Here is a 22,764-nt window from a genome sequence, read left to right on the forward strand (position 1 = left end):
AGCAGTGACATGCATTCATGAGTCACTGCTTTTTCTTGATTTCTTTCTTTTTTTAAACGGTTTAAATAAAAATGCTTTGATGCGTCTCAGCATCGTCACAACCGGTCTTCTTCCGCCCATCACCAGGCCGGCCAGTTCCGCAAAAATATGTAATAAAGCAATCATCACCGCTGTAAAGAGAAGGGAAATCGCTAAATCCGCTTCGGAAAAAAGTATCCCGATTACCCCGAATAGTCCGCTAAACAGATAAATAATCACGACTGTTTTGCGGTGACTATAGCCGGCGTCGATTAATTGATAATGGATATGGCGGCGGTCTGCTGTCATGATACCTTCCTTGTTATACATGCGGCGAATCATCGCAACCAGTGTATCAAAGATTGGGACAGCCAGAATTACAATAGGAATAATAAAGCTGAAGAAGGTAATATTTTTAAATAAGCCTAAGATAGAAATAATCGCAATAATATACCCCAGCAAATTCGATCCCGTGTCCCCCATATATATCTTGGCCGGATAAAAATTATGGTATAAAAACCCGATATTTGCGCCAATAAAGGAAATACATAAATAAGCAACAAGCACCTGCGTGTCAACAAGCGCCATGGCGAAAATACTAATCATGGCAATCGTTGTCACACCGGTGGCCAGCCCGTCCAGCCCGTCAATTAAATTAATGGCATTGGTAATGCCGATAATCCAGAAGAAAGTCAGTACCGGACCTAAAAAACCGAGCTCTACGACACCTAAGAGCGGAATGGTAATACGTTCAATAATCAGACCAGCATAAATCAGCAGGCCTGCAGCAATAACCTGTCCGGATAGTTTGATTAGCGGACGTATCGTATACTTATCATCTAATGCGCCGGTGATTAATATGATAAGCGAACCAATCAAAATTTCATCGATAAAGACATGCCTTGGCTGCAAATAGAGCATACCGAATAAAGCACCGATAAAAATGGCCAATCCTCCCAATCTCGGTGTGACGCTCTGATGTATTTTCCGGTGATTTGGTTTATCCATTGCTCCTATTCTCACTGCCAGCTTCTTTACTGGAAACGTAACCAGCAAAGCCGTGACAGCAGATATGAAGAAGGCTATCGTTAAATCTATATAGTTAAGCATCGTATTCTCCTAAATCTCACAGTTCGTATACTCCTGATTGCTCAGCAGCAGTAATAGCATGATTTTTTTGCACAAATCATAACGTTTCTTTCATATATTCTTGATTTTCGACACGCTTTCATGTCGACTCCTTTAAATTATATAGGACTCTTCCTAGATTGCGCAATGATTTATCCAATTATTCTTCAGGAAACTTTCATAGCAAGGTTTTTCCCTGATTAAACATAGAACAAATAGAGCTTTTAATAAAGATAAGGTTATGGTACATTCAATAGTACATCACATCTTCTTAACAGGAGATGTCCGGATTGTTTTTTCCTATTAACTATTAGCCCATCCTGATCGGCACCGTGCCTATTGGCATAACGGGAATACTGTAATAAAATAGAAAAAATTGACATCATGCATGGAGAATCGGAAGGAGGGATTATCTTTTGGAAAGACAAACCGTTACAGTGGAAAAAATTTGTTTATTAGCTGGAAAAATTATGCTGGCTGCCGGTGCGGAGACCTACCGGGTCGAGGATACCATGGACCGAATTGCACGGGCTTATGGTGTCGAACATCCGCAAAGTTATGCGACCTTAACCGGGCTGCATTTCTCACCTGAATATACATCCAACAGTTATTTCTTAAGAATTACGAAGCGAGCTACCGATTTACATAAAATTGATAATGTGAATCAACTCTCCCGGGAAATTGTCGCCCATCAGATTCCCTTGGAAAAAGCTTATAGCAAATTGGAAACCTTGGAAAATAATGTACCGACTTTTTCTTTAAGTTTCCAGGTACTTGCAGCTTCGTTGGTGAGCGGTTGTTTCGCTCTTATGTTCGGCGGCACATGGCCGGACTTTTTACCGGCTTGTCTTGCCGGCAGCATCGGTTACTTAGCAATGGCGCTTTTCGATAAAATGATTGAGATTCGTTTTCTTGCAGAATTTATCGGGGCTTCCTTCATTGGATTATCCGCTGCCTCCTGCTTTCTGCTTGGCTTCGGTGCCAGTCTGGAAATGATTATTATTGGCGCTGTCATGCCGCTTGTCCCCGGACTTCCGATTACAAATGCAATTCGCGATTTAATGGCCGGCCACCTTGTTTCCGGCGTTTCCAAAGGGGTTGAATCGCTGCTTACAGCTGTGGCAATCGGAGCTGGCATCGCAATGGTTTACGGGTTCTTTCCGGTTTAACAGTTACTTTAAAAGGGTGTTCAAAAGTCCCGCCATGCACCAACACTTTTAGCGACACCTTAGAATGGAGGGATCGTGTCACATGTTCGAAATTATTGTCCAACTTGCAGCCAGTTTTATTGCATCTGCAGGCTTTGGCGTCTTGTTTAATGCCCCTAAAAAATCATTGATTCCATGCGGTCTTGTCGGTATGTCTGGCTGGATTCTATTATACACATTGAGGGAATTTGGTGTTGATATTGTTGCTGCAACCACATTTGCAGCGGTTCTTGTTTCTATTCTCAGTCAACTGTGTTCACGTATCTTGAAACGCCCGATTATTATTTTTACTGTATCTGGTATTATCCCTCTTGTGCCCGGCGGTGTTGCCTATAATGCCATGCGGAACTTTGTTGAAAATGACTATAATACGGCAATCCAGCTCTCAGCGCAGGTAATGCTTTTGGCCGGAGGTATCGCCATCGGTTTAATGTTTTCCCAAGTTATTAATCAAATCAGCATGAAGCTGCACCAGAAGAAGCTGTGATGGAGAGACAGTGCGTTTCCCCAGATATAAGAGTGTTATTATATCCAGGGAAATAAGGAACCCGGTTTCTATTTAAAGCGGCTTCCTTGTTTTATTTCCTCCTAACAGGCGAATTGCGGGATCATTTGTCTGCAAGCTCTTTCACTGTTCCTTCTGTTAGTTTCGTAATTTCCGCTATCTGCGTGACAGACATCCCCTTTTCCAGCAATTCTAAGGCGATTTCTTTTCTTCCTTCCTCTAAGCCTTCCTCTTTTCCTCTCTCAAAATAAGAATTCGGCAGCTGCATGACCATTTCTTTTTCCTCTTCCGGCAAGTTTTCCATTTTCTCCATCATTTGTTCCTCCTCCTCTTTGTTTAGTTTTAAATAAGTCTCGAAATAACCATATAGGAACTCCATTTGCGCCGGATTGATTGTCATCCGGGTAATCATGCGCAGAAATTCCAGCTTTACTTGGACACGCTCATGTTCTTCATAGCCCATCTGACTAAGCAATGCGGCTGCAGCCGGGTTGTCTGATTGAATATATTCTTTCCAGTTTTTCTTTCTTAATTGTAATTGTAAAAAGTTAAATTGGAGTACTTCTTGGGTAGGTGTATCGACTTTGAATTGCGTCGGTTCTTCTTGTTTCCTATTATAACTCAAAACGGCGATAGGTTGAATTGGTTTGCGGTGTTTTGCATAGAGGTAAGCAAAGTAGAGAAACATTCTTTCAGGGAAATTTGCTTCATGGGTGAATTGTGCTTCGGTGTGAATATGGAGAATTTTATCCTCGTGATGCAACTTCACTTCGGCAAGCACGTCAATTTCCTTTTTGGAGCCTTCGATGTAGTCCAGGTAGACTTCCTGTTCAAGGAATGTGACGTTGGAGAAATCAATGTAGGGGTGAAGGTCGGGGAAAAATCCTTCGATAAATTCTTCAAAAACGTTTGTATCAGCTTTTTCGTCAGCCGATCATGTTTCATGTAATCTGCTTTTTCTTCTAATATAACGGGTGCTGTAAACAATAGAACACTTCCTTTATTTGAATTGTTTTTATTTTACCAATCATTTCAAAATAAAGCCAGTTTTATTTTAAAAAGAGAACTGCCTATATTTTAAAGATAACTCTGCTGCATTGATGCCGACGTGAAAACTCTCTTTTTAACTTCTGTTAATTTCAGAAAAATGCATATATTACCCTCTTTTTTAAGGTGAATAAATTGACAAAGCCACTGCTCATTCTGTAAAGTTAATGATTAATCCCCTTCTATCTTTAGGGAATTTTAATGTTTGATGGCTTATTCAAAAGTTCATTTAAAATCCGCAATCCGTAAAATCCTTTACGGATATAACATGCAGTGATTTTTTAACAGCTGCTGAATCAGTGCATTGAACATCTTTACAGAAACTAAAGAATTGAGGAATCTAATCATGAGTGAAACTATACAACCAAAAGCAACTATTGTGATTTTTGGAGCAACTGGCGATTTGGCAAACCGTAAATTATATCCGTCCATTTACCGTCTTTATAAAAGTGGTAAATTAGATGAGAATTTTGCTGTTATCGGTCTGGCCCGACGCGGATGGGACAATGATGTCATCCGTGAAAAAGTAGAACAGTCTATTCAAGGGCTCGTTGATGAAGATGAAGACGTATCCGAATTCACTTCGCATTTTTACTATAAATCGTTCGATGTTACATCAACGGATTCTTATAACGAATTGAAATTTATGGTAGAATCATTGGAACGGGAATACCATACAGAAGGTAACCGCCTGTTCTATTTAGCTATGGCTCCTGACTTCTTTGGCACCATTGCTAATCAGCTGAAAGATCATGGATTAAAAGAAACGTCCGGCTGGACACGATTAGTAATTGAAAAACCATTCGGGCATGATTTGCCATCTGCTAAGAAATTGAATCAAGAGTTGCAAGCTGCTTTTAGTGAAAATCAAATCTACCGTATCGACCATTATCTTGGAAAAGAAATGGTCCAAAATATTGAGGTTATCCGTTTTGCAAATGGTATCTTTGAGCACTTATGGAATAACCAGTTTATCAATAATATTCAAGTAACCAGCAGTGAGACGCTTGGTGTAGAAGAGCGTGCACATTATTATGATAAATCCGGTGCGACCCGGGATATGATCCAGAATCATATGCTGCAAATGGTAGCCTTGCTTGCAATGGAACCTCCTATTAATCTGAGCACAGAGGAAATTCGTTCAGAAAAAATTAAAGTATTACGTGCATTACGAACCATTGAAGCCGATAAAGTCAGTAATTATTTTGTCCGCGGACAATATGGTCCTGGAGAAATAGACGGCGAAAAAGTTATTGGTTATCAAGAAGAAGCTGATGCTTTAAAAGACTCTGCTACGGAAACGTTTGTTGCAGGAAAGCTGGTTATTGATAACTATCGCTGGGCAGGTGTCCCTTTCTATATCCGTACTGGAAAACGGATGAAAGAAAAATCAACGAAAATTGTCGTAGAATTTAAAGACATTCCTATGAACCTATATCATAAAAAAGATGATTTACGTAATCCGAACCTGCTTGTTATCAATATTCAACCGAATGAAGGGATAACCCTGCATCTGAATGCCAAGAAAACAGGAAATGGTAATTTAACAGAGCCTATTCAACTTGCTTATCATCAGGATGCCGCTTCCGGTATCAATACACCAGAAGCTTATGAAAAACTGCTTTATGACAGCATGATCGGCGATGCAACCAACTTTACACATTGGGATGAAGTCGCGTTGTCTTGGGAGTTTGTGGATCGTATTTTAGCAAACTGGTCTAATGAAAAACCGGATTTCCCAAATTACGCATCCGGTTCAATGGGCCCAAAAGCTTCAGACGATTTATTAGAAAAAGACGGTTTCCATTGGTGGCCTGAATAAGTAGGATCGTTGGAAACCGAAACTTTCACCGAGGTGATCGGTTTCCTTCTACTCAAAAAACCATCCTTGCTTTTATTCAAGCAGGATGGTTTTTGATTTGCTTAATACCTTTTCGGCTGGAAGACGGATATAATTAAGACAATACAAGTAATCCAATGCAGCACCATACCTACGAAAGGAATAAAGCCAAGAATGCTTGTCACAATTCCTAAAACACTGCCTGCTATCCACCGTCCATCACGACTGGCGAGGAATAATGTAATAATATGAAGAATTAACATAACAAACAACGGTGTGTATCCGGATCCCATAATATACGCTCCGCCAAAAAGCGGGATTCCTAATAAACCTTCAAATATACCTGTTATTAATTGCATCACTTGAGATATTATCATTTTATCTACCTTCTTTCTTCTGCTCTTTTTCTTTATCATACCCGATTTCGAACAAACACGAGCACGAAATAATGAAAGTGTTCATCTATATATTTCTTGTTTTCTATATGGCAGCTACCATCTTATCTTGAATTTCTTTTTCATCATAACTTATATCCCCTCTTCTATTCTACCCGAAATTACCACATTTACTGCATAAAAATCTTGCTTAAATATTTTATTCATCAACTGTTCATGTAAGATATACCTATAAACATAGCAATGTTCATTCCTGTTTACAAACAAAAAACAAGGGAAAGCTGTGATGTCACGGCTAATTCCCTTGTTTTATGCGATTAAAACGCTTCTGGATTATTTATTAATAAGTCTGCGTCTTTGGTGCCCCCTCATAGATTTTGTTAACCTTTATTCAAGTACACATCAAATCCTTTTACAACAAGTGCTCCAACTGTTGCACCAGGGTCCTGATGTCCAATAGACTTTTCAAAATAGCGTTCTGCTCTTCCATGTTTCGATTGCAGATTTTTTGTATTTTCAGCACCATCCATTGCCTTTTGGTAAGCAGCACTTGCCGCTTCCTCGAGTGAAAGTTCCTGGTTAGCGGATTCCTCTAATGCATCTACTGCAGGATATAAAGCATCTAAAATCGTCTTATCTCCTAATTCAGCCTTCCCTCGTTTGCGAATACCTTCAATCATACCTTTAAAAAACAAAGCAACATCGGACGTATCCAGTTCTTCTTTCTCTTTTAATGCTTTTCCAGCTTGCATCAGCGCTGACGCAAGAATGGTTCCAATAGTTGAAGGCACTACCTCAGCTAAAGTAAACCCGCTCTTTTTCACAAACAATCCGATATCTGTTACATCCATGTTTCCTGTTTCTTCTGCAATAGATTTAAATCCCTTTGTCACCGTCAAGCCAATGTCTCCATCGCCAAGTGCTCCATCTAATTCACATAGATAATCTTTCTGTTCTTCCATAATGGTTTGTATTTCTACAAATATATTTTTCATATCCTGCACATCTAATTTACGTCCCATTTTTCATCATCTCCTCTCTTAAACTTGAACATGGAAAGGTGTCGTGTAAGGTGTATTTAAAAGCCTCTTCAGTTCATCATCTAATTTCAACACAGAGATTGATAAACCAGCCATCTCCATAGAAGTTGCATATTCGCCTATATATACTTTATCAATCGTAATATTCTTTTCTTGGAATATATTGCTCACCTTGCGAAAAATGATATACTGCTCTTCTAACGGAGTCGCTCCAAGACCATTGACTAAAACAGAAACTTCATTTCCTGCTTCTAATGCTAAATCACTGGAAATATTGGAAACAATGGTCTCAGCAACTTCATCAGCAGTCTGTATTTCTCCTTTATAATAGCCGGGCTCCCCGTGAATTCCCATACCAATTTCCATTTGTCCTTCTTCTATTGTGAAGGACGGTTTCCCTACTTCTGGCAATATACATGGGCTCAGCCCTACACCCATTGTTCTGACAGATTGGTTGGCTCGTTTCGCTACTTCTGCTACTTCCTCTAAAGAAGCTCCTTCTTCCGCTTTAGCGCCTGCCAATTTATATAGATAAAATAATCCTGCTACCCCTCTTCGCTGATTTTCTTGTCCTTTTGGCATAGAGGCAACATCATCTGTACCGATGACTGTAGCAGTTTCAATGTCTTCCATTTCCGCCATTTCGGAAGCCATATCAAAATTCATAACGTCGCCGCCGTAATTTCCGTATAAATAAAGAACGCCTTTTCCGCTGTTTACTTCTTTTGTAATATCAAATATTTGTTTGGAACTTGGAGAAGCAAAGATTTCTCCTACTGCTACTCCGTCGAGCATGCCTTTTCCGATATAGCCTAGGAACAGAGGTAAATGTCCAGAACCCCCTCCGGAAACAATAGCAACTTTATCTTGTACGGGTGCATCTTTTCTGGCAAGATTTTTTGGATTATTCTCAACCGATTTCAATAAATCAGAATGAGCTGTTAATAATCCTTCTAACATTTCGCTTACAACATTCTCTGGTTTATTAATAAATTTTTTCATTATGTTCTCCTCCAATTATGTTTTAATAGGTAACCTTTTATTGATAGAAAGTATATCCACCGGCATGGTTCAGGATTGTTTTATGAATCAACTGATCTTAATACGATGGTTGTCCTTTATTGAAAGAATATATTTCCTAAAGAAGCCCTTTCTTTCATGTTTGATTACAAAGATTCTTTTGCTTTTAATTTGCGTATAATCGGTATAACAATGGAAACAGCTGCAACAGTCAATAAAATGAGAGCAATTGGACTCGTTAGAAAAATCATCATCCCATCCCCCTGGCTGATAACCAGTGCTCTGCGGAAGTTTGATTCCGCCATAGGTCCAAGTATCAACGCTAAAATAAGCGGTCCTAATGGAATGTCGAGTTTCTTAAATAGGAAACCGGCTATTCCTGCTATTACCATAACCCACACATCGAAGTAGGAATTGTTAATTGCGTAAGACCCAATGACACAGAAAATAATAATTGCTACCCAGATAATTTCCTGTTTAATAAGCATGATGCGTGAAAATAAATTCGATCCTAATAAACCGATGACAATCACTAAAATATTAGCAATGATCAAAAGCCCGAAGATCAAATGCACCATTTCAATATTATCTGTAAACAAAGCCGGACCGGGGTCAAGACCGTACATCATTAATGATCCGATCAATATGGCAGTTACTGCATCACCAGGAAGCCCCAATGTCATCATCGTTGTAAAAGCTCCACCGATTACAGCATTGTTTGATACGGTAGCTGATGTTACTCCTCCAAGGGAGCCGTTCCCATATTCCTCTTTTTTCTTTCCTTTTGACATATTTTTATTCTGGTTCCAGGAAATCATCGATGCAATATCTCCTCCTGCTCCAGGAATAGCACCAATAAATGTTGCTAAAACAGAAGAGACTAGAAACGGTCGCCGTACTTCTTTTCTTTCTGCTTTTGTAGGGATAATTCGTCCTACTTTTCTTTTCTCTACTTTAATATTCTCTTTTTTGCCCAACATTTGGCTGAATACTTCCCCTAAACCGAATAAACCAATCATTACCGGAATGAAAGAAAAACCTTCCAATAACGGAGGATAGCCATATGTAAAGCGCGGAATGTTCATTATCGGGTCCAAACCAATTGTAATAATAAACAGGCCGATAAATCCCGAGATGAGACCTTTTATAATTGATTTGGAAGCAACGCTAATCATAATGGATAAACCAAATACCGCCAGGGAAAAATATTCTGCTGGTCCAAAGCTAAGCGCAAATCGCGATATCGGCACGGAAGCAACGATTAAGAACAGCACACTTACAAGACCGCCTAATCCGGAATAGATGGCATTAATACCGAGCGCTATCCCTTCTTTTCCTTTCTGCGTCAATTTATATCCATCAAATGTCGTTACAACAGAAGCAGGAGTCCCCGGGGTATTTACTAGAATAGCTGGTATATCCCCTGCAAAAATGGCTGTACAGTAAATGGCAATCAACATAGCCAGTCCGTCTGCCGGTTCCAGCCAAAACGTAAGCGGTGTTAAAACAGCTACGCCCATCGTTGCTGTCAATCCGGGAAGGGCTCCGATAAATAACCCCAGTACAGATCCAAGTATCATAAAGAGAATCACACTCGGTTGAAATAATTGAATGATTGTATCCACATAAACACCTCCTAAAGAACAATATTTAACCCTTCAACAAAAACAAAATAAATAAACAAGGTTAATACTACAGACGTCATCACTGATGTCATCCATTTGAGTTTAAAAATGGTACTAACGATAAACAAACTGATTAAGGATAGAATAATAAAATTTATTTTGCCTAATAGAAGTACAAAAACAAAAATGGTCGCTAATAACAACATAAACCGGACTAATTTCTTTTTCTCTTCTTGTGTAAATAAAGGAATATTACCATTTTTTCGAATAGTAGATATTGTATCTATCAGCAAAAGAATGGACAGACCAATAAGTGCGAATCTTGGGAAAATTGCCGGTCCTGAATCCTCTATTCCAAAACGAGTCGGGAAAAAGAAAGTTAAAACGAATAAGTAAACAATCGCCACAAATAATATAGCATTAAATATCAGATTGGCTTTTTTCATTATATTTCCTCCCCTCATCTATCATTTTTGCCAATACATTATTCCATCTGAATTGTTGGAATAAATTCATTGTAAAAATCGTATTCTCCCAAAACAAAATCCTTAAAATCTTCATTGGATAAATACGCAGGGGTCAGCCCGTTCGTTTCTGCCAACCGCTTGAATGTATCCGATTCCATACTTTGTTCAATTGCATGATCTAATGCATCTACAATTTCCTGTGGTGTATCTTTTGGTGCAACGAATCCTCCCCAAGCTCCTAATGTAAGATCAATCCCTTCTTCTTGAAGGGTGGGAACATCAGGTATAAGCGGATCTCGCTCTTCTCCCATAACAGCAAGCACCTTTAAATCCTCACCGTCTATACCTGCCCTAACTTCAGACGGGCTTACAGAAACGGCATCGATGTGACCGCCGAGTAGTGAACTGACTGCTGGAGCAGCTCCCTCAAACGGGACATAATTAAAAGAAGTTCCTGTTTCTTGAGCCAAGGCAGCTGCGGCAATATGCCATATAGAACCCGTTCCGGAATTCCCTATTTGGATTTCTCCCGGATGTTCCTCCGCATAGTCAAGAAATTCTTCCAACGTATCGTACGGTGCATCAGCCGGTACAGTAATCGCAGGCGGTATCGTCATAATCCGACTAAGATATTCAAATTCTTCTGGTGGAACATCAGCAATTTCCAGACTTTCATACATGGATAATTCCACCGGTACATAACCAATTCTGTAACCATCAGGAGATGATGCCATTACATCATAGACACCGATCGCTCCTGAACCTCCTGTTTTATTAATAATCACAACGGGAACGCCCAATTCGTTTTCCATTTCCATAGCCACTGCCCTGGAAACCATATCAGAGGCGCCCCCTGTATCAAAAGGCACAACTAAACTAATTTGTTCATCCGGGTAATTTTCGATACTTTCTTGCGTTGTTGTACTGCACCCTACAAGGAACACAATACTCAGTAATCCGATTAAAACTTTATACATACTGTTCATTATCATCCCTCTTTATTTGTATTTAAACGCGCACAACTTTCTCCAATCTCCAATTTCGGTTTAATTACAATCTGCTTCGGTTCATAAACTTCTTTTAATGTCAGCCGATTCTTCAATAAACTTGCTGCCTCCGTACCAATTCGCTTCATCGGCTGCGTAATCAATGTAAGCTTAGGAGTGATTAATTCCCATTGTTCTCTATCACCAAATGCGATGATAGACATATCCTCGGGAACTTTGAGGTCTTGCTCGATAAGCGCCCTTAAAGCACCTTTTGTCATCGTATTATTACAACTGTATATAGCTGTTGGCGGCTCATGAAGTAATAGCATTTCCTTCGTTTCCCGGTATGCCTCTTCTTCGTGGAACCAGCCTTGACGGATATATCTTTCATCGACCGGATTTCCCAGCTCTTCCATTGCATCTACTGCACCTTGGTACCGTCCGCGACCATTAGAATGATTTCGATGCCCATATAAAAGCGCAATTTTATGATGACCCAGCTTATTTAAATAAGAAATAGCTTCATAGGAACCATAGTAATTATCATCTTCAATACTATCGGTTACAACGCCATCAGCTAGTCTATCCACTGCAATAACTGGAATTCCACGTTCTTGTACATCTTCAATTAACGCTTTGTTTCCTCCTGTTGGGACCAATACCAAACCATCTACTTGCTGTTCTAAAATAAGCTGGATCAGTTCACTTTCCTGTTTTGTATCATCATTATGGCTCATTAAAATCATATGGCAGCCTATGGAACGAATTGTTTCTTCAATCTCTTTGGCAATGGACATTAAATAAGGATTATTTATATAGGAAACAATCAACCCTATTTTATTTGTTCGCTCCGCTTTTAAACTGCGTGCGTTTGCATTCACTTGATAACGGAGTTTAAAAACAGCATCCTGGACACGTTTAGCTGTACTTTCACTGACATATCCTGTGTTATTTAACGCTTTCGAAACCGTACTGATAGCTACATTGGCTTCCTTAGCAACTTCTCTGATTGTTATTTTTTTCATCTCTATTCAAGCCTCCATCTGTGTATTCAACACAGTGAATTATACTTGAATCGTTGCTGAATGTCTTTCAAGTGATTTCAATTCATCTGTTAAAGAAGCAATATCCTTCTGATGAAGATCCAACTGTGGTTTTTTCATTACTCCAGCATCTACTCCCCGATGTTTTAACGCTTCTTTAAAGTACGACATATTTGCTCCGCCTTTCAGCGCGACACAATAGGCTGCAGCTTCTTTCTGATATTTTCGGGCACTTTCTATATCCCCTTCCTGATATGCTTGATATGTAGCAACAAAAGGTTCCGGATATGCACTGGAAACACCGGATACTGTCCCGTCACATCCCATTGCAAGTGCTGGCAAAAGCAGCCTGTCTGTTCCTGTTAACACTGAAAAATCACCGTTATTGATATGGAGATACTCCGATAATCGGACAAAATCCGGATAGCTGTATTTAATACCAATCACATTCTCTGTTCTATCTGCGATGCGCTGCGCCACCTCTGGTAATAATTCATTAGCAGACGCTTGCGGGATATTATATAAATAAATCGGAAAATCAGATGGAACGCTTTTCGCAACTGTTACATAAAATTCTTCCATCTCTGCATCATTGGTACCTAGGAAATACGGGGTTACCACGCCGATACCATCAGCACCGATACGTTTTGCATGCTGTGCCAGTTCGATGGTGTCTTCCTGTGTTTGTGCTCCTGTCTGTATAAAAACAGTGACACGATTATTTGCTTGTTTAACAATTGTTTCTGCAACAAGCTTTCTTTCTTCTACACTCAACTTATTCATTTCCCCTGTTGTACCAAGCGGAAAAAGACAATCCACTCCCTTATTGATTAGAAAATCGGTCACATCTTTTGTTTTCTCTAAATCTATCTGTCCTTCATCTGTAAATGGTGTTACCATCGCTGTCGTAATTCCATATAATTTTTTCATTGAAAGCCCTCCCATAATTGTGTATACACCGGAAAACGTTTTCCTTTTTGTTAAAAAAATAATAGATTTCCATTATATAATGGATACACATAACGGAAAACGTTTTCTTGTTTATGTATTATATAGGCATCTTTTTAAAAATGCAACAACTTTTTTCAAAATTTATTTAAGATGATGTAAGCCAGATAAAAAAAGCCTTTCAGAAAGCGTTTCTTCTTCCTGAAAGACTTTGAAATGAATTGTAATGCAACTTATCAAATACATTTTCATGCTGAAAATCTCTACTGTATCGCGTTTTCCTTTATTTTTCTGCCTTAGTCGCTTTCTTCCGCCTTCTTCTCCCCGTTACTTTCTTCGTCATATTATCAAAGATAAGATAAATAACCGGAACAAAGAATAACGTAAAGATACTAGAAACAGTTAATCCAAAAATAATGGTAACAGCTAATGGCTGCTGAAGTTCCGCTCCTTCACCGATCCCTAATCCTAATGGAATCATCGCCAAAATCGTCGTGAGGGATGTCATCAGAATCGGGCGCAGTCTGGAGCGTCCTGCTTCTATAATAGCCTCCATCTGGTCCATCCCGCGCCTGCGCAGAATATTGATATAGTCTACGAGCACAATCGAGTTATTTACCACGATACCAGCAAGCATAATGAGACCGATAAATCCGGCGACACTGAGAGGGATATTTGTCATAAATAATCCGCAAATGACACCAATAATGGTAGTTGGCAATGCAAACATAATGATAAATGGCTGCAGCAGGTTCTCAAATTGTACCGCAAGTACGATATACACTAAGAAAATTGAGAATATAAGCGCCAGCCCGAGTTCGATAAAAGCTTCTTCCATATCTTCTGCTTGACCGCCTATGCTGTACGAATAACCTTCCGGGAAAGGCATTTGGTCGAGTGTTGTTTCAATATCAGTTACAACACTTCCCAAATCTCGGCCTACGACGCCGGAACTCACATTCATCTGTGCCTGTTGGTTTTCCCTTAAGAGCGTTTGCGGCCCTTCAACTTGTTCGATTTCTACAAGCTCTTCTAATGGAACCGCAGCTCCGGATGGGGATTGCATGGTTGTGTCCAGCAAATCTTCTATACTTGTCCGTTCTTCTTCCGGATAAGAAAGCGTCATATCGATTTCCTGGCCTTCTTCGCGATATTGACCGACAACTTGGCCGGAGAATTTCATTTCCAGCTGGTTTGTAATCTGTGCTTCCGTCAGACCATAGCTGGAAGCAAGATCTTCATCAACATGAATCTCCATTTGTGGAATACCGTCTTCTGCGGCCGAAGAGGTGTTGGTCACGCCGTCAATTGCTTCTATTTCCGTAAGTACCTGTTCCGACAGGTCTATCAACGTATCATTTTCAGGTCCATTTAATTGAATGGTCACCGGGTCTCCCATCTGCATGCCGCCATCCATGGAAGAAGCTGTAATATCTGCACCGGCGATATGTTGGACACGTTCATCGATTTCCAACATGATTTCGTCGGTAGACCGATCTCGTTCTGTTGCCGGCAATAATTGCATCGTATAGGTGGACTGATTCATACTTCCTGTCATATCTGCTGATCCGACAGTGACATAGCTGACATCCATATATGCTTCATAATCAGCCAAAATAGCATCGACTTGTTCTGTTATATCAATCGTATAATCTAAGCTGATTCCCGGCGGAGTTTCCACCGTAATTTGTCCTTGGCCCTGATCGGCAGAAGGCATAAATTCCATTCCAATTCTCGGAATCAGGAATAAGCTTCCAATAATCGCTGCCAGGGTGACAAGCACTGTTGTTTTTCTGAATTTGAGAACTTTCTTCAGCCCGCCGCTATAACGATTCCGCAGCCAATTCAAGAACCGCTCAAACCAATATCTCTTTCCGGAACCTTCCATCACATTTGCTAATAGTTTAGAAGAAAACATCGGTACTAACGTGATTGCAACGACCAAAGAGGCAATCAATGAGAAAGATACTGCCAATGCCAGCGGTGTAAATAAGTCCGATGACATTCCTTCTACAAAGATGATTGGCAAAAACACGACTAATGTTGTTGTTGTCGAAGCAATAACAGCCGGTGCCAGCTCAATCGATCCTTTGGTTGCCGCTTCAAATAAACTATAGCCTCTCCTCCGGTAGGAGAAAATATTCTCCAGTATAATAATTGAAGAATCGAGCATCATACCGATCCCAAGCGCTAGCCCGCCTAAAGAGAGCACGTTCAATGTCTGACCTGTAAAATACATCAATACAAAGGTGGCAATGATCGCAATCGGTATGGATAAACCAATCACAATGGTCGCACGGACGCTCTTTAAGAACAGGAGCAGAATGATAAAGGCGATAGCCCCGCCGATGAGAATATTATTGATAATCGAATCGATAGACATCTCGATAAAGTCGGATGTATCAATAATGGTATTGAGACCGAGCCCTTCCGGCAAATCTTCCGTAACTCCCGGCATCGCATCCGCTATATTATTGGCCACTTCTACTGTGTTGGCATCTGTTTGTTTCATTACAGAAAGGACAATAGCATGCTCGCCATTTACCATCGTTTCCGAGGATGCTTCTTTAAAATCATCTTCTACGGTAGCAATATCGGAAATGTGAACAACACCGCCTGATTCAGACTGTATCTGTGTATTTTCAATATCTTCTATGGTTTCAAATTCACCGGTCACGCGAATTTGTAAATCCTGATTCCCTTGTTCCACCGTCCCGATAGAAGAAGAACTATTGGCACTTCCAAGTGTATCCATGACCGTCTGTGGCGTCAGGTCATACTGTTCCAGACTTGCCTCATCTAATTCAATCTGTATCTCTCTTTCCAAGCCCCCTTCAATCGTGACAGAGGCTACTCCTTCTTGTCTTTCAAAGAAAGGAACGATTTGCTGATCTGCTATTTCCGTCAATTGTGCTAAATCATCCCCTGTCAGCCCCAAGTACATAACTGGGAGAGAATCCGGACTGAAACGGAGAATACTCGGATCACCTGCTTCTTCAGGCAGCATTCCTTGCACTTGGTCCACTTGCTCTCTTACATCTAGTAAAGCCTGATCTAAATCTGTGCCATTTTGAAACATCATCATCACCATAGACGAACCGGATTGCGACTGCGATTGAACAGTATCTATTCCTTCTACGGAACTCACAGCTGATTCAAGCGGTCTGCTAATGGTATTCTGAACATCTTCAGGCGCTGCATCTTGGTAGTTTGTCGCAACAACGGCTACCGGCAAATCGATTTCAGGGAAAAGATCGACCGCAAGATTACGCAGGGACATGAACCCTAATGCAAGAACAGCTAATATAATCATGATGACGCCGATTGGTCGTTTTACTGAAGTTCTTATAAGCTGCTTCACAATCTATTCCCCTTTCACTACTTCAACAGCATCGCCGTCTTCTAATCCGGATTGTCCTGTTATGACAATCTCTTCTTCTGCTTCCATATCTCCTTCTATCGCTGTTTGCTGCGATTGCATGGCAACCACAGAAATCTCCCGCTCTTCTACCGTTCCTTCCTCTGTTACCACAAATACGAAAGATTCTCCTGCATTTTCTACAACGGCTTCTGTCGGGACAAGAAGCGTATCTGATTCTACGGTTTCGTTCACTGCTATTTTAGCGACTGCTCCGGAAACAAGGGATGTATCTCCTGCTTCAAATGTAGCTGTCACAGGGTATAACCCGGTATCATCCGGCACCCGGTCGATGTTAGTTATCGTCGCTGTTTTTTCTTCTCCACTAACTGTGACAGTCACTTCATCTTCTATATTGAAAAGGTTAAGTATGCTTTCAGATGCGTTTCCGACTGCTTTCCACTCATCCGTATCAGCAATCATAATAAAAGGCTCTTCCGGATCGATATTTTCTCCTTCCTCTGCCTGGATTTGAATAATCTCCCCGGCTTCTGGTGCATCTACAGATTGTGAATCACCATCCATCGTCAATGTAGCAATTGTTTCATCCTCTTCTATTGTATCACCAACATTCACTTCTAACGTATCTACTTCCAATGGCTGTTCTATCATCACCGGGGTCGTCTCGGAAGCTTCTAGCCAGGCATGAAATGTTCTTTCCCGTGTCAGGTCTCCTTCTTTAACATCATCTGTTTGTACAGAAGTCACCCCTTCTTCCTGCGTTTCTTCTGCGGCTTCATTGTCGTCTTCTGTACATGCCGCTAAAATAAGCAGGATAAAAATGAATCCGATTGCTCCAATACTTTTTTTCATGAGTGTGCATTGACTCCTTCCATCTTTTATCCAGATTATACTGGCTCTTGTTCAAATATTATTATTCCTTTTTGTAGTACGAAGGTGATACATCATTTGTTTCAAAATTATTATTTTTAGTATAATTATTTCGAAAAAACCGTCAGAAACTTGTTCTGCTGTTCGAAATAATCATTTATATATGTACCATTCATAAAAAAGAAGAAGGGAATAATCGGGGAGATTATCTGACCTTCTTCTTTGTGGTTTACGTGGGATTAGTTATTATTGTCGCGTTGATTTTTTTCTTGTTCATCCAAGTTATCTTCATCCATTGGGTCATTACGGTCACTTTGATCATTGGTTTCTTCGTTCATGTTATCTTGTCTTTCTTCTTGATCCATGTTTGGATTTTCATCTGCTGGCTCATTATTATCATTGGATGTACCGCATCCGGCCATCAATGTAAGAGCCAAGGCAGAAGCACCAACTTTTAAAAGTACTTTATTCATAAAAATTCCTCCCTTCTGCAATAACCTATTGTTCGTGATTAGGTTGTCCTGGAAAGGAGGAATCATACATTATTTTCTTTCTATTCATTTAGGAAATTTATTGGTTCTTCATTCTAATTGGCTGCTGGGAACACGAGAACTCATACGATATAGACGCTGTCTCTGCCTTTATCACTTGAATTATTGGATCGCAAAGGTGATTTCTGCTTCACAAGCTACCTTCCCATTAACGGTTGCTGTACCTTTCCCTTTGCCGATAGGTCCTTTCATACGGATAATTTCGACGGTAAGTTCCAGCTGATCTCCCGGTGTTACTTGTTGTTTGAAGCGGCATTTGTCTACGCCTGCCAACAATCCGATTTTGCCTTTGTTCTCCTCGATGCCTAAAACAGCAATTGCTCCGGTTTGGGCAAGGGCTTCTAAAATAAGGACGCCCGGCATAACCGGATAATCAGGGAAGTGACCCGGGAAAAAAGGTTCATTTGCAGTGACATTTTTGATAGCTGTCACTTTTTGGCCTTCCTCTATTTCCTTTACTTGATCTACTAATAAAAACGGATAACGATGCGGAAGTACTTCCTTAATTTGTTGAATATCCATTCTTGTTCAACTCCTTTATGTATGTACAAATTCATCCTAACTTCATTAAAAAACCCTATAAACGCAGAAAACATACCCGTCCATCTTCGAATATGTTTTACTCTGTTTTATTCACAATATCAATAATATGCTGCCACGTCTCTAAGCGTAAAACATCCAGCGGAGAACCATCGCCAAGTACCGCAAACCCAATCATTAATCCAATAATGAAAGCCGCTGTAGCAAATATTAAAATAACGATAATCCGTAACCAGATTGGAAAGATACGTAACCTGGGCCTTTTGCGTTTCGCTTCCCATTTACGCTGTTGCTTTTCTTTCTTTTCTGTCTTTCTGGAAGTTTCTTGTTGTCCTGCTTGTTCCTCACTGACTGCAGCTGATGCTTGTTCAGGTTTGTGTGAGGTATGCTGTGAAGATGGATTTTTAGTCATTTCTGTAACTCCTTACAAATAGCTGTCCAAAAAGGTGATAAGCGTGAAGCCTGCTTCTTGAACACAAACGATATATAACTTACGAAACACCAGCAGTCGTGGAGGTTTACGAGCGAATCGTATTTACTAATCCAGACATTTGGTCTCCCATGCTAATAGAGCGTGAATTAAGCTGATAAAGCCGCTGAGCTGCAGTCATATCGGTCATTGCCTGCGATAAGTCCACATTGGATTGTTCCAATGCCTTCGGGTTTATCACAGCGTCTTCTCCCTCATATGCTTGCATGATTTCATCCATATCCGCTTCTGCGGAGACTGTGAAAAAATTATCTCCTTCTGCTTCTAAAGCGCTGGGCCGTATCGCTTCCGCAATAGCCAGTTTCGCTTCTGCTGCCTGCTCATCCCCTCTTTTTACGATCAGTTGCCCCTGATCATTTAATTCAATCGCATCAAAGCCGTCTTGAATTTCTATGGGGCCGTCGTTACCGATAATAGGGTGACCATCTGCAGTTGTCAAGGCTACCGTGTCTCCTTCAATTGGCGAAAGGAAAAAAGAACCGTCTCTTGTATAGACTGTTTCTTCCTGCCCATTCTCTGTCCGGTTCACTTGAAAAAATGTGTTCTCTTCTGTCAACGCAGCATCCAAAGCCCGATCTGTCTCCGTCGTACTGCCCTGCAGCTGATTTAACTGAATGGGGCCTAATCCTGCTCCAGTTCCGACACGAATGCCGTCAGGAGTCAACCTGCCCTCCACATTTTCCGGGGCATTTAAATTATCGATTTGCTGGCTTAACAAGGAGGAAAATTCGGTTTGTCTGCTTTTATATCCCGTTGTATTGTTATTGGAAATATTATTGCCGATAACGTCCAGTTTGTTCTGGATCTGGTTCATGGTTACTGCTGCTTGATTCATCATGCGTGACATCTTATATTCCTCCTTAAGTTAATCGGCCAACTTCTGTAACGGCTTTGCCCAGACTTTCATCATATACCCGTAAAACGCGTTGATTACTCTCAAATAAGCGATACGCGTTCATCATATCAGTCATCGCTTGTTCCGTATTTACATTGGATTGTTCCAACGCGCCCTGCTGTAATGTATATGCAGCTTCTGCGGGCACCGCTTCGGCATCCCCCTCGAAAAGGTCATTGCCTTCCTTGGTCAAGGTATTGACGTCCGCTACATACTGCATACCGAGTGTTACCTCTCCGTCTGCTGTCGGAATAACGCCTTCCGGGGTGATAGTATCAACGTTTCCGTCTGTTTGAATATTTTCGCCGTCCTCATCTAAAACATAATATCCTTGTCCATTCACAAGATAACCGTCTGCATCTATTGTGAAATTCCCATTTCGTGTATAACGGACATCCCCATCCTCGTTTTGAACGGCGAAGAAAATGGCTCCATTTTCATCAGGGACTTCGTTTTGCTGAATCGCAACATCTGTCGGCATTCCTGATTCCGCGATATCTCCCTGGGAAAAACGAGGAATCGTCTCTTGCACATATACTCCTGTATTCATTCCGCCTAATTGACGGGATCCGGGAATATTAAATCCTCCTTGTGTTGTGGGGATGGTGTTCTGACCGCCGCTTTGCTGAACCAATAATTCCGGAAAAGCCCGAATTGCCGTCTGATCCGATTTGTATCCCGGCGTATTCGCATTGGCAATATTATTAGATAATGCTTCCTGTTGCCGCTGCTGTGTTATCATTCCGCTCGCCGCTCCATATAAACCTCTTAACACAAAGCTCCCTCCTAATCATCCAAACGATTGAAATCAGGGCTGGCAGTATAAGAAAAAATCACTTATTCTGCCAGTTCCTGCGATCAATTCACGCTTCTTTTTTCAAGTTTATCAATATTTTCAAGCATGATTCCTGTTCCTTTGGCGACACAATCCATTGGATCCTCTGCAGTGAAGATAGGAACCTTCAATTCTTCCGCTAATAATTTATCCACGCCGTGCAGCATTGCGCCGCCACCGGTCAGAATAACCCCTCTGTCAATAATATCTGCAGACAGTTCTGGAGGGGTTTGCTCTAGAACTTGTTTAGCAGCTTGAACGATAAGCTCCGCAGATTCCACTAACGCCTTCTGTATTTCTTCAGATTCAATCGTTATTGTTCTTGGCAGTCCGGATACCATATCACGGCCTCTGATATCCATGGATTCATGGCGTGAGCCCGGAAATACGGTTGCTACATTGATTTTTATATCTTCTGCTGTCCGTTCACCAATAAGCAGTTTATATTCTTTTTTAATATATTGCAGAATATCCCAATCGAACTTATCTCCGGCCATTTTAATGGATTGGGAAGTAACAATACCGCCCATAGACAACACAGCTACATCCGTTGTACCGCCGCCGATATCAACGACCATATTTCCGCTCGGCTGATAAATATCCATTCCGGCACCAACTGCAGCTACTTTCGGCTCTTCTTCTAAGTATATGCGTTTTCCGCCAGACTTTTCCGCCGCTTCTTTAATTGCTTTTTGCTCCACTTTGGTAATATTTGTAGGGCAGCAAATCAACATTCTTGGCTTCGATAAAACACCTTTTACATTAATTTTATTTATAAAATATCTTAACATTGCTTCCGTTACATCAAAATCAGCGATAACACCGTCTTTCAGCGGGCGCAGTGCTTCTATATTCCCTGGTGTGCGTCCAACCATACGACGAGCTTCTTCTCCCACCTCGAGTACCCGATTCGTATTCTTATCCATCGCGACAACAGATGGTTCATTTAAAACAATTCCTTTTCCTTTTACGTGTATCAATACATTTGCGGTACCAAGATCAATCCCAATATCTCTGGAAAACATGAATCTAAATCCTCCTAGCGTTACTATCTTGCACCGTCCTAAGACAAAATGCTACTAGTATATTATTTTACCACAAATCACGGTAATTAACTGTATGAAAATAAGTTTTTTTTGATTTTTTAATGAGGGGATTGTTACTATTCACAGCCAACTTATTTGGCTTCATCAGAGCTCCTCATCAAAATCAACTAAATTTAGAGGATAATGACCGCTACGGAAAAACATTCCGCTTTCCGACGTAGCGGTCGCCTTTCACCTTACCTTCACCTCTTCTCTTTGTCACCATGTCTCCAGATGCACGAAAGAAAGAAACAACTCCTGTTCCCATGGGAAGAAAGTTACTTTTTAAAGTCCATAAGTTGAGCTAGCATAATAAAAAGCAGTAAAACCTTTTTTATGAAGGTATACTGCTTTTAAAAAGATAATAATACATATAAAAACGATGTAAATATATTTTTAACTGCCTTGCGCTTTCGGCCTGCCGGAAGAAGATAAAAATTGCTGTGTAATTTTTGCTTCTTTTAACAGCGCTTCCTCTTTCGGCGTTTTATATTTTTTTCTGGTTGCTTCTCCTCCGCGTAAATGGCGGATTGCTTTATGGTACTCCAAGATTTCTTTTACTTCCAGTGCAAGTTTTGGATTTATTTCCGGAAGCCGTTCTGTCAAATCTTTATGAACTGTACTTTTCGATACGCCGAATTCTTTTGCAATGGTTCGGACTGTTTTTCTTGTTTCGACAACGTGCCTCCCTATTTTGATTGTCCTTTCTTTGATGTAATCATGCACACCGTTCGCCCCCCTAAGTTGTAATTCCGAGGTGTCGCTTGGACAGGGTGTATGTTTTGGGATAGGACTTATAAATAAGCGGTTGACTATTTTTATGTAGTCATTAGTATATAAAATTTT

22 protein-coding genes are annotated in these 22,764 nt (G+C 40.6%); 3 read left to right on the forward strand and 19 right to left on the reverse strand.

Annotation, left to right across the window (positions count from 1 at the left end):
* Nucleotides 1–15: 15 nt before the first annotated feature.
* Nucleotides 16–1,128: a glycosyltransferase family 4 protein gene (locus ACFQ19_RS00320; protein ID WP_379589861.1), complete on the reverse strand. Its 1,113-nt coding sequence runs from the start codon at nt 1,126–1,128 to the stop codon at nt 16–18.
* Nucleotides 1,129–1,562: 434 nt separating this feature from the next.
* Here ACFQ19_RS00320 and ACFQ19_RS00325 point away from each other — a divergent pair, with 434 nt between their 5' ends.
* On the forward strand, nt 1,563–2,315 hold the full coding sequence (locus tag ACFQ19_RS00325) for a threonine/serine exporter family protein (protein ID WP_379589862.1): 753 nt from the start codon (nt 1,563–1,565) through the stop codon (nt 2,313–2,315).
* Nucleotides 2,316–2,397: 82 nt separating this feature from the next.
* Complete coding sequence (locus ACFQ19_RS00330; RefSeq protein ID WP_379589863.1) at nt 2,398–2,841, forward strand: threonine/serine exporter family protein; 444 nt, start codon at nt 2,398–2,400, stop codon at nt 2,839–2,841.
* Between the two features lie 121 nt (nt 2,842–2,962).
* On the opposite strand, the gene ACFQ19_RS00335 is transcribed toward ACFQ19_RS00330, so the two are convergent.
* The gene (locus tag ACFQ19_RS00335; RefSeq protein ID WP_379589864.1) at nt 2,963–3,640 is read right to left on the reverse strand and encodes a DUF4351 domain-containing protein; all 678 of its coding nucleotides are present in this window, start codon (nt 3,638–3,640) and stop codon (nt 2,963–2,965) included.
* Nucleotides 3,641–4,252: 612 nt separating this feature from the next.
* Here ACFQ19_RS00335 and zwf point away from each other — a divergent pair.
* On the forward strand, nt 4,253–5,728 hold the full coding sequence (zwf, locus tag ACFQ19_RS00340) for a glucose-6-phosphate dehydrogenase (RefSeq protein WP_379589866.1): 1,476 nt from the start codon (nt 4,253–4,255) through the stop codon (nt 5,726–5,728).
* Nucleotides 5,729–5,829: 101 nt separating this feature from the next.
* Here the strand turns inward: zwf and ACFQ19_RS00345 are convergent, their stop codons facing one another.
* The 17 genes from ACFQ19_RS00345 to spoIIID form a co-directional block, all read right to left on the reverse strand.
* Complete coding sequence (locus ACFQ19_RS00345; protein ID WP_379589867.1) at nt 5,830–6,123, reverse strand: hypothetical protein; 294 nt, start codon at nt 6,121–6,123, stop codon at nt 5,830–5,832.
* Nucleotides 6,124–6,521: 398 nt separating this feature from the next.
* A complete protein-coding gene (dhaL, locus tag ACFQ19_RS00350) occupies nt 6,522–7,163 on the reverse strand; it encodes a dihydroxyacetone kinase subunit DhaL (protein WP_379589868.1) in 642 nt (213 codons plus the stop codon).
* 18 nt (nt 7,164–7,181) lie between these two features.
* The gene (locus tag ACFQ19_RS00355; protein ID WP_379589869.1) at nt 7,182–8,183 is read right to left on the reverse strand and encodes a dihydroxyacetone kinase subunit DhaK; all 1,002 of its coding nucleotides are present in this window, start codon (nt 8,181–8,183) and stop codon (nt 7,182–7,184) included.
* A 164-nt stretch (nt 8,184–8,347) separates the two neighbouring features.
* On the reverse strand, nt 8,348–9,826 hold the full coding sequence (locus tag ACFQ19_RS00360; protein WP_379589870.1) for a tripartite tricarboxylate transporter permease: 1,479 nt from the start codon (nt 9,824–9,826) through the stop codon (nt 8,348–8,350).
* An 11-nt stretch (nt 9,827–9,837) separates the two neighbouring features.
* A complete protein-coding gene (locus tag ACFQ19_RS00365) occupies nt 9,838–10,272 on the reverse strand; it encodes a tripartite tricarboxylate transporter TctB family protein (protein ID WP_379589871.1) in 435 nt (144 codons plus the stop codon).
* A gap of 38 nt (nt 10,273–10,310) precedes the next feature.
* Nucleotides 10,311–11,279: a tripartite tricarboxylate transporter substrate binding protein gene (locus ACFQ19_RS00370; RefSeq protein WP_379589873.1), complete on the reverse strand. Its 969-nt coding sequence runs from the start codon at nt 11,277–11,279 to the stop codon at nt 10,311–10,313.
* A gap of 2 nt (nt 11,280–11,281) precedes the next feature.
* On the reverse strand, nt 11,282–12,307 hold the full coding sequence (locus tag ACFQ19_RS00375; protein WP_379589875.1) for a LacI family DNA-binding transcriptional regulator: 1,026 nt from the start codon (nt 12,305–12,307) through the stop codon (nt 11,282–11,284).
* A gap of 39 nt (nt 12,308–12,346) precedes the next feature.
* Nucleotides 12,347–13,255, reverse strand: coding sequence for a dihydrodipicolinate synthase family protein (locus ACFQ19_RS00380; protein ID WP_379589876.1), 909 nt, complete (start codon nt 13,253–13,255; stop codon nt 12,347–12,349).
* A gap of 301 nt (nt 13,256–13,556) precedes the next feature.
* The gene (locus tag ACFQ19_RS00385; protein ID WP_379589877.1) at nt 13,557–16,634 is read right to left on the reverse strand and encodes an efflux RND transporter permease subunit; all 3,078 of its coding nucleotides are present in this window, start codon (nt 16,632–16,634) and stop codon (nt 13,557–13,559) included.
* A gap of 3 nt (nt 16,635–16,637) precedes the next feature.
* A complete protein-coding gene (locus ACFQ19_RS00390; RefSeq protein ID WP_379589878.1) occupies nt 16,638–17,504 on the reverse strand; it encodes an efflux RND transporter periplasmic adaptor subunit in 867 nt (288 codons plus the stop codon).
* Nucleotides 17,505–17,761: 257 nt separating this feature from the next.
* A complete protein-coding gene (locus tag ACFQ19_RS00395; RefSeq protein ID WP_379589879.1) occupies nt 17,762–17,995 on the reverse strand; it encodes a hypothetical protein in 234 nt (77 codons plus the stop codon).
* 180 nt (nt 17,996–18,175) lie between these two features.
* The gene (gene fabZ / locus ACFQ19_RS00400) at nt 18,176–18,595 is read right to left on the reverse strand and encodes a 3-hydroxyacyl-ACP dehydratase FabZ (protein ID WP_379589880.1); all 420 of its coding nucleotides are present in this window, start codon (nt 18,593–18,595) and stop codon (nt 18,176–18,178) included.
* Nucleotides 18,596–18,692: 97 nt separating this feature from the next.
* A complete protein-coding gene (locus tag ACFQ19_RS00405) occupies nt 18,693–19,025 on the reverse strand; it encodes a DNA-directed RNA polymerase subunit beta (RefSeq protein ID WP_379589881.1) in 333 nt (110 codons plus the stop codon).
* Between the two features lie 106 nt (nt 19,026–19,131).
* Nucleotides 19,132–19,950: a flagellar hook-basal body protein gene (locus tag ACFQ19_RS00410; RefSeq protein ID WP_379589882.1), complete on the reverse strand. Its 819-nt coding sequence runs from the start codon at nt 19,948–19,950 to the stop codon at nt 19,132–19,134.
* Nucleotides 19,951–19,963: 13 nt separating this feature from the next.
* Nucleotides 19,964–20,773: a flagellar hook-basal body protein gene (locus ACFQ19_RS00415; RefSeq protein WP_379589884.1), complete on the reverse strand. Its 810-nt coding sequence runs from the start codon at nt 20,771–20,773 to the stop codon at nt 19,964–19,966.
* Nucleotides 20,774–20,856: 83 nt separating this feature from the next.
* Entirely contained in the window at nt 20,857–21,858 is a 1,002-nt protein-coding gene (gene mreB / locus ACFQ19_RS00420) for a rod shape-determining protein (RefSeq protein WP_379589885.1), read from the reverse strand.
* Between the two features lie 456 nt (nt 21,859–22,314).
* Nucleotides 22,315–22,644: a sporulation transcriptional regulator SpoIIID gene (gene spoIIID, locus ACFQ19_RS00425; RefSeq protein ID WP_379589886.1), complete on the reverse strand. Its 330-nt coding sequence runs from the start codon at nt 22,642–22,644 to the stop codon at nt 22,315–22,317.
* Nucleotides 22,645–22,764 lie beyond the last annotated feature (120 nt).

Source organism: Oceanobacillus locisalsi (assembly GCF_042675985.1).
Classification (GTDB): Bacteria; Bacillota; Bacilli; order Bacillales; family Amphibacillaceae; genus Oceanobacillus; species Oceanobacillus locisalsi.

Coding starts and splice junctions, on each gene's coding strand:
- ACFQ19_RS00410 (WP_379589882.1), bottom strand. CDS start 19,950: ATGTCACGCATGATGAATCAAGCAGCAGTAACCATGAACCAGATCCAG.
- zwf (WP_379589866.1), top strand. CDS start 4,253: ATGAGTGAAACTATACAACCAAAAGCAACTATTGTGATTTTTGGAGCA.
- ACFQ19_RS00375 (WP_379589875.1), bottom strand. CDS start 12,307: ATGAAAAAAATAACAATCAGAGAAGTTGCTAAGGAAGCCAATGTAGCT.
- fabZ (WP_379589880.1), bottom strand. CDS start 18,595: ATGGATATTCAACAAATTAAGGAAGTACTTCCGCATCGTTATCCGTTT.
- ACFQ19_RS00330 (WP_379589863.1), top strand. CDS start 2,398: ATGTTCGAAATTATTGTCCAACTTGCAGCCAGTTTTATTGCATCTGCA.
- ACFQ19_RS00395 (WP_379589879.1), bottom strand. CDS start 17,995: ATGAATAAAGTACTTTTAAAAGTTGGTGCTTCTGCCTTGGCTCTTACA.
- mreB (WP_379589885.1), bottom strand. CDS start 21,858: ATGTTTTCCAGAGATATTGGGATTGATCTTGGTACCGCAAATGTATTG.
- ACFQ19_RS00380 (WP_379589876.1), bottom strand. CDS start 13,255: ATGAAAAAATTATATGGAATTACGACAGCGATGGTAACACCATTTACA.
- ACFQ19_RS00365 (WP_379589871.1), bottom strand. CDS start 10,272: ATGAAAAAAGCCAATCTGATATTTAATGCTATATTATTTGTGGCGATT.
- ACFQ19_RS00370 (WP_379589873.1), bottom strand. CDS start 11,279: ATGAACAGTATGTATAAAGTTTTAATCGGATTACTGAGTATTGTGTTC.
- ACFQ19_RS00355 (WP_379589869.1), bottom strand. CDS start 8,183: ATGAAAAAATTTATTAATAAACCAGAGAATGTTGTAAGCGAAATGTTA.
- ACFQ19_RS00405 (WP_379589881.1), bottom strand. CDS start 19,025: ATGACTAAAAATCCATCTTCACAGCATACCTCACACAAACCTGAACAA.
- ACFQ19_RS00390 (WP_379589878.1), bottom strand. CDS start 17,504: ATGAAAAAAAGTATTGGAGCAATCGGATTCATTTTTATCCTGCTTATT.
- ACFQ19_RS00320 (WP_379589861.1), bottom strand. CDS start 1,128: ATGCTTAACTATATAGATTTAACGATAGCCTTCTTCATATCTGCTGTC.
- ACFQ19_RS00345 (WP_379589867.1), bottom strand. CDS start 6,123: ATGATAATATCTCAAGTGATGCAATTAATAACAGGTATATTTGAAGGT.
- dhaL (WP_379589868.1), bottom strand. CDS start 7,163: ATGGGACGTAAATTAGATGTGCAGGATATGAAAAATATATTTGTAGAA.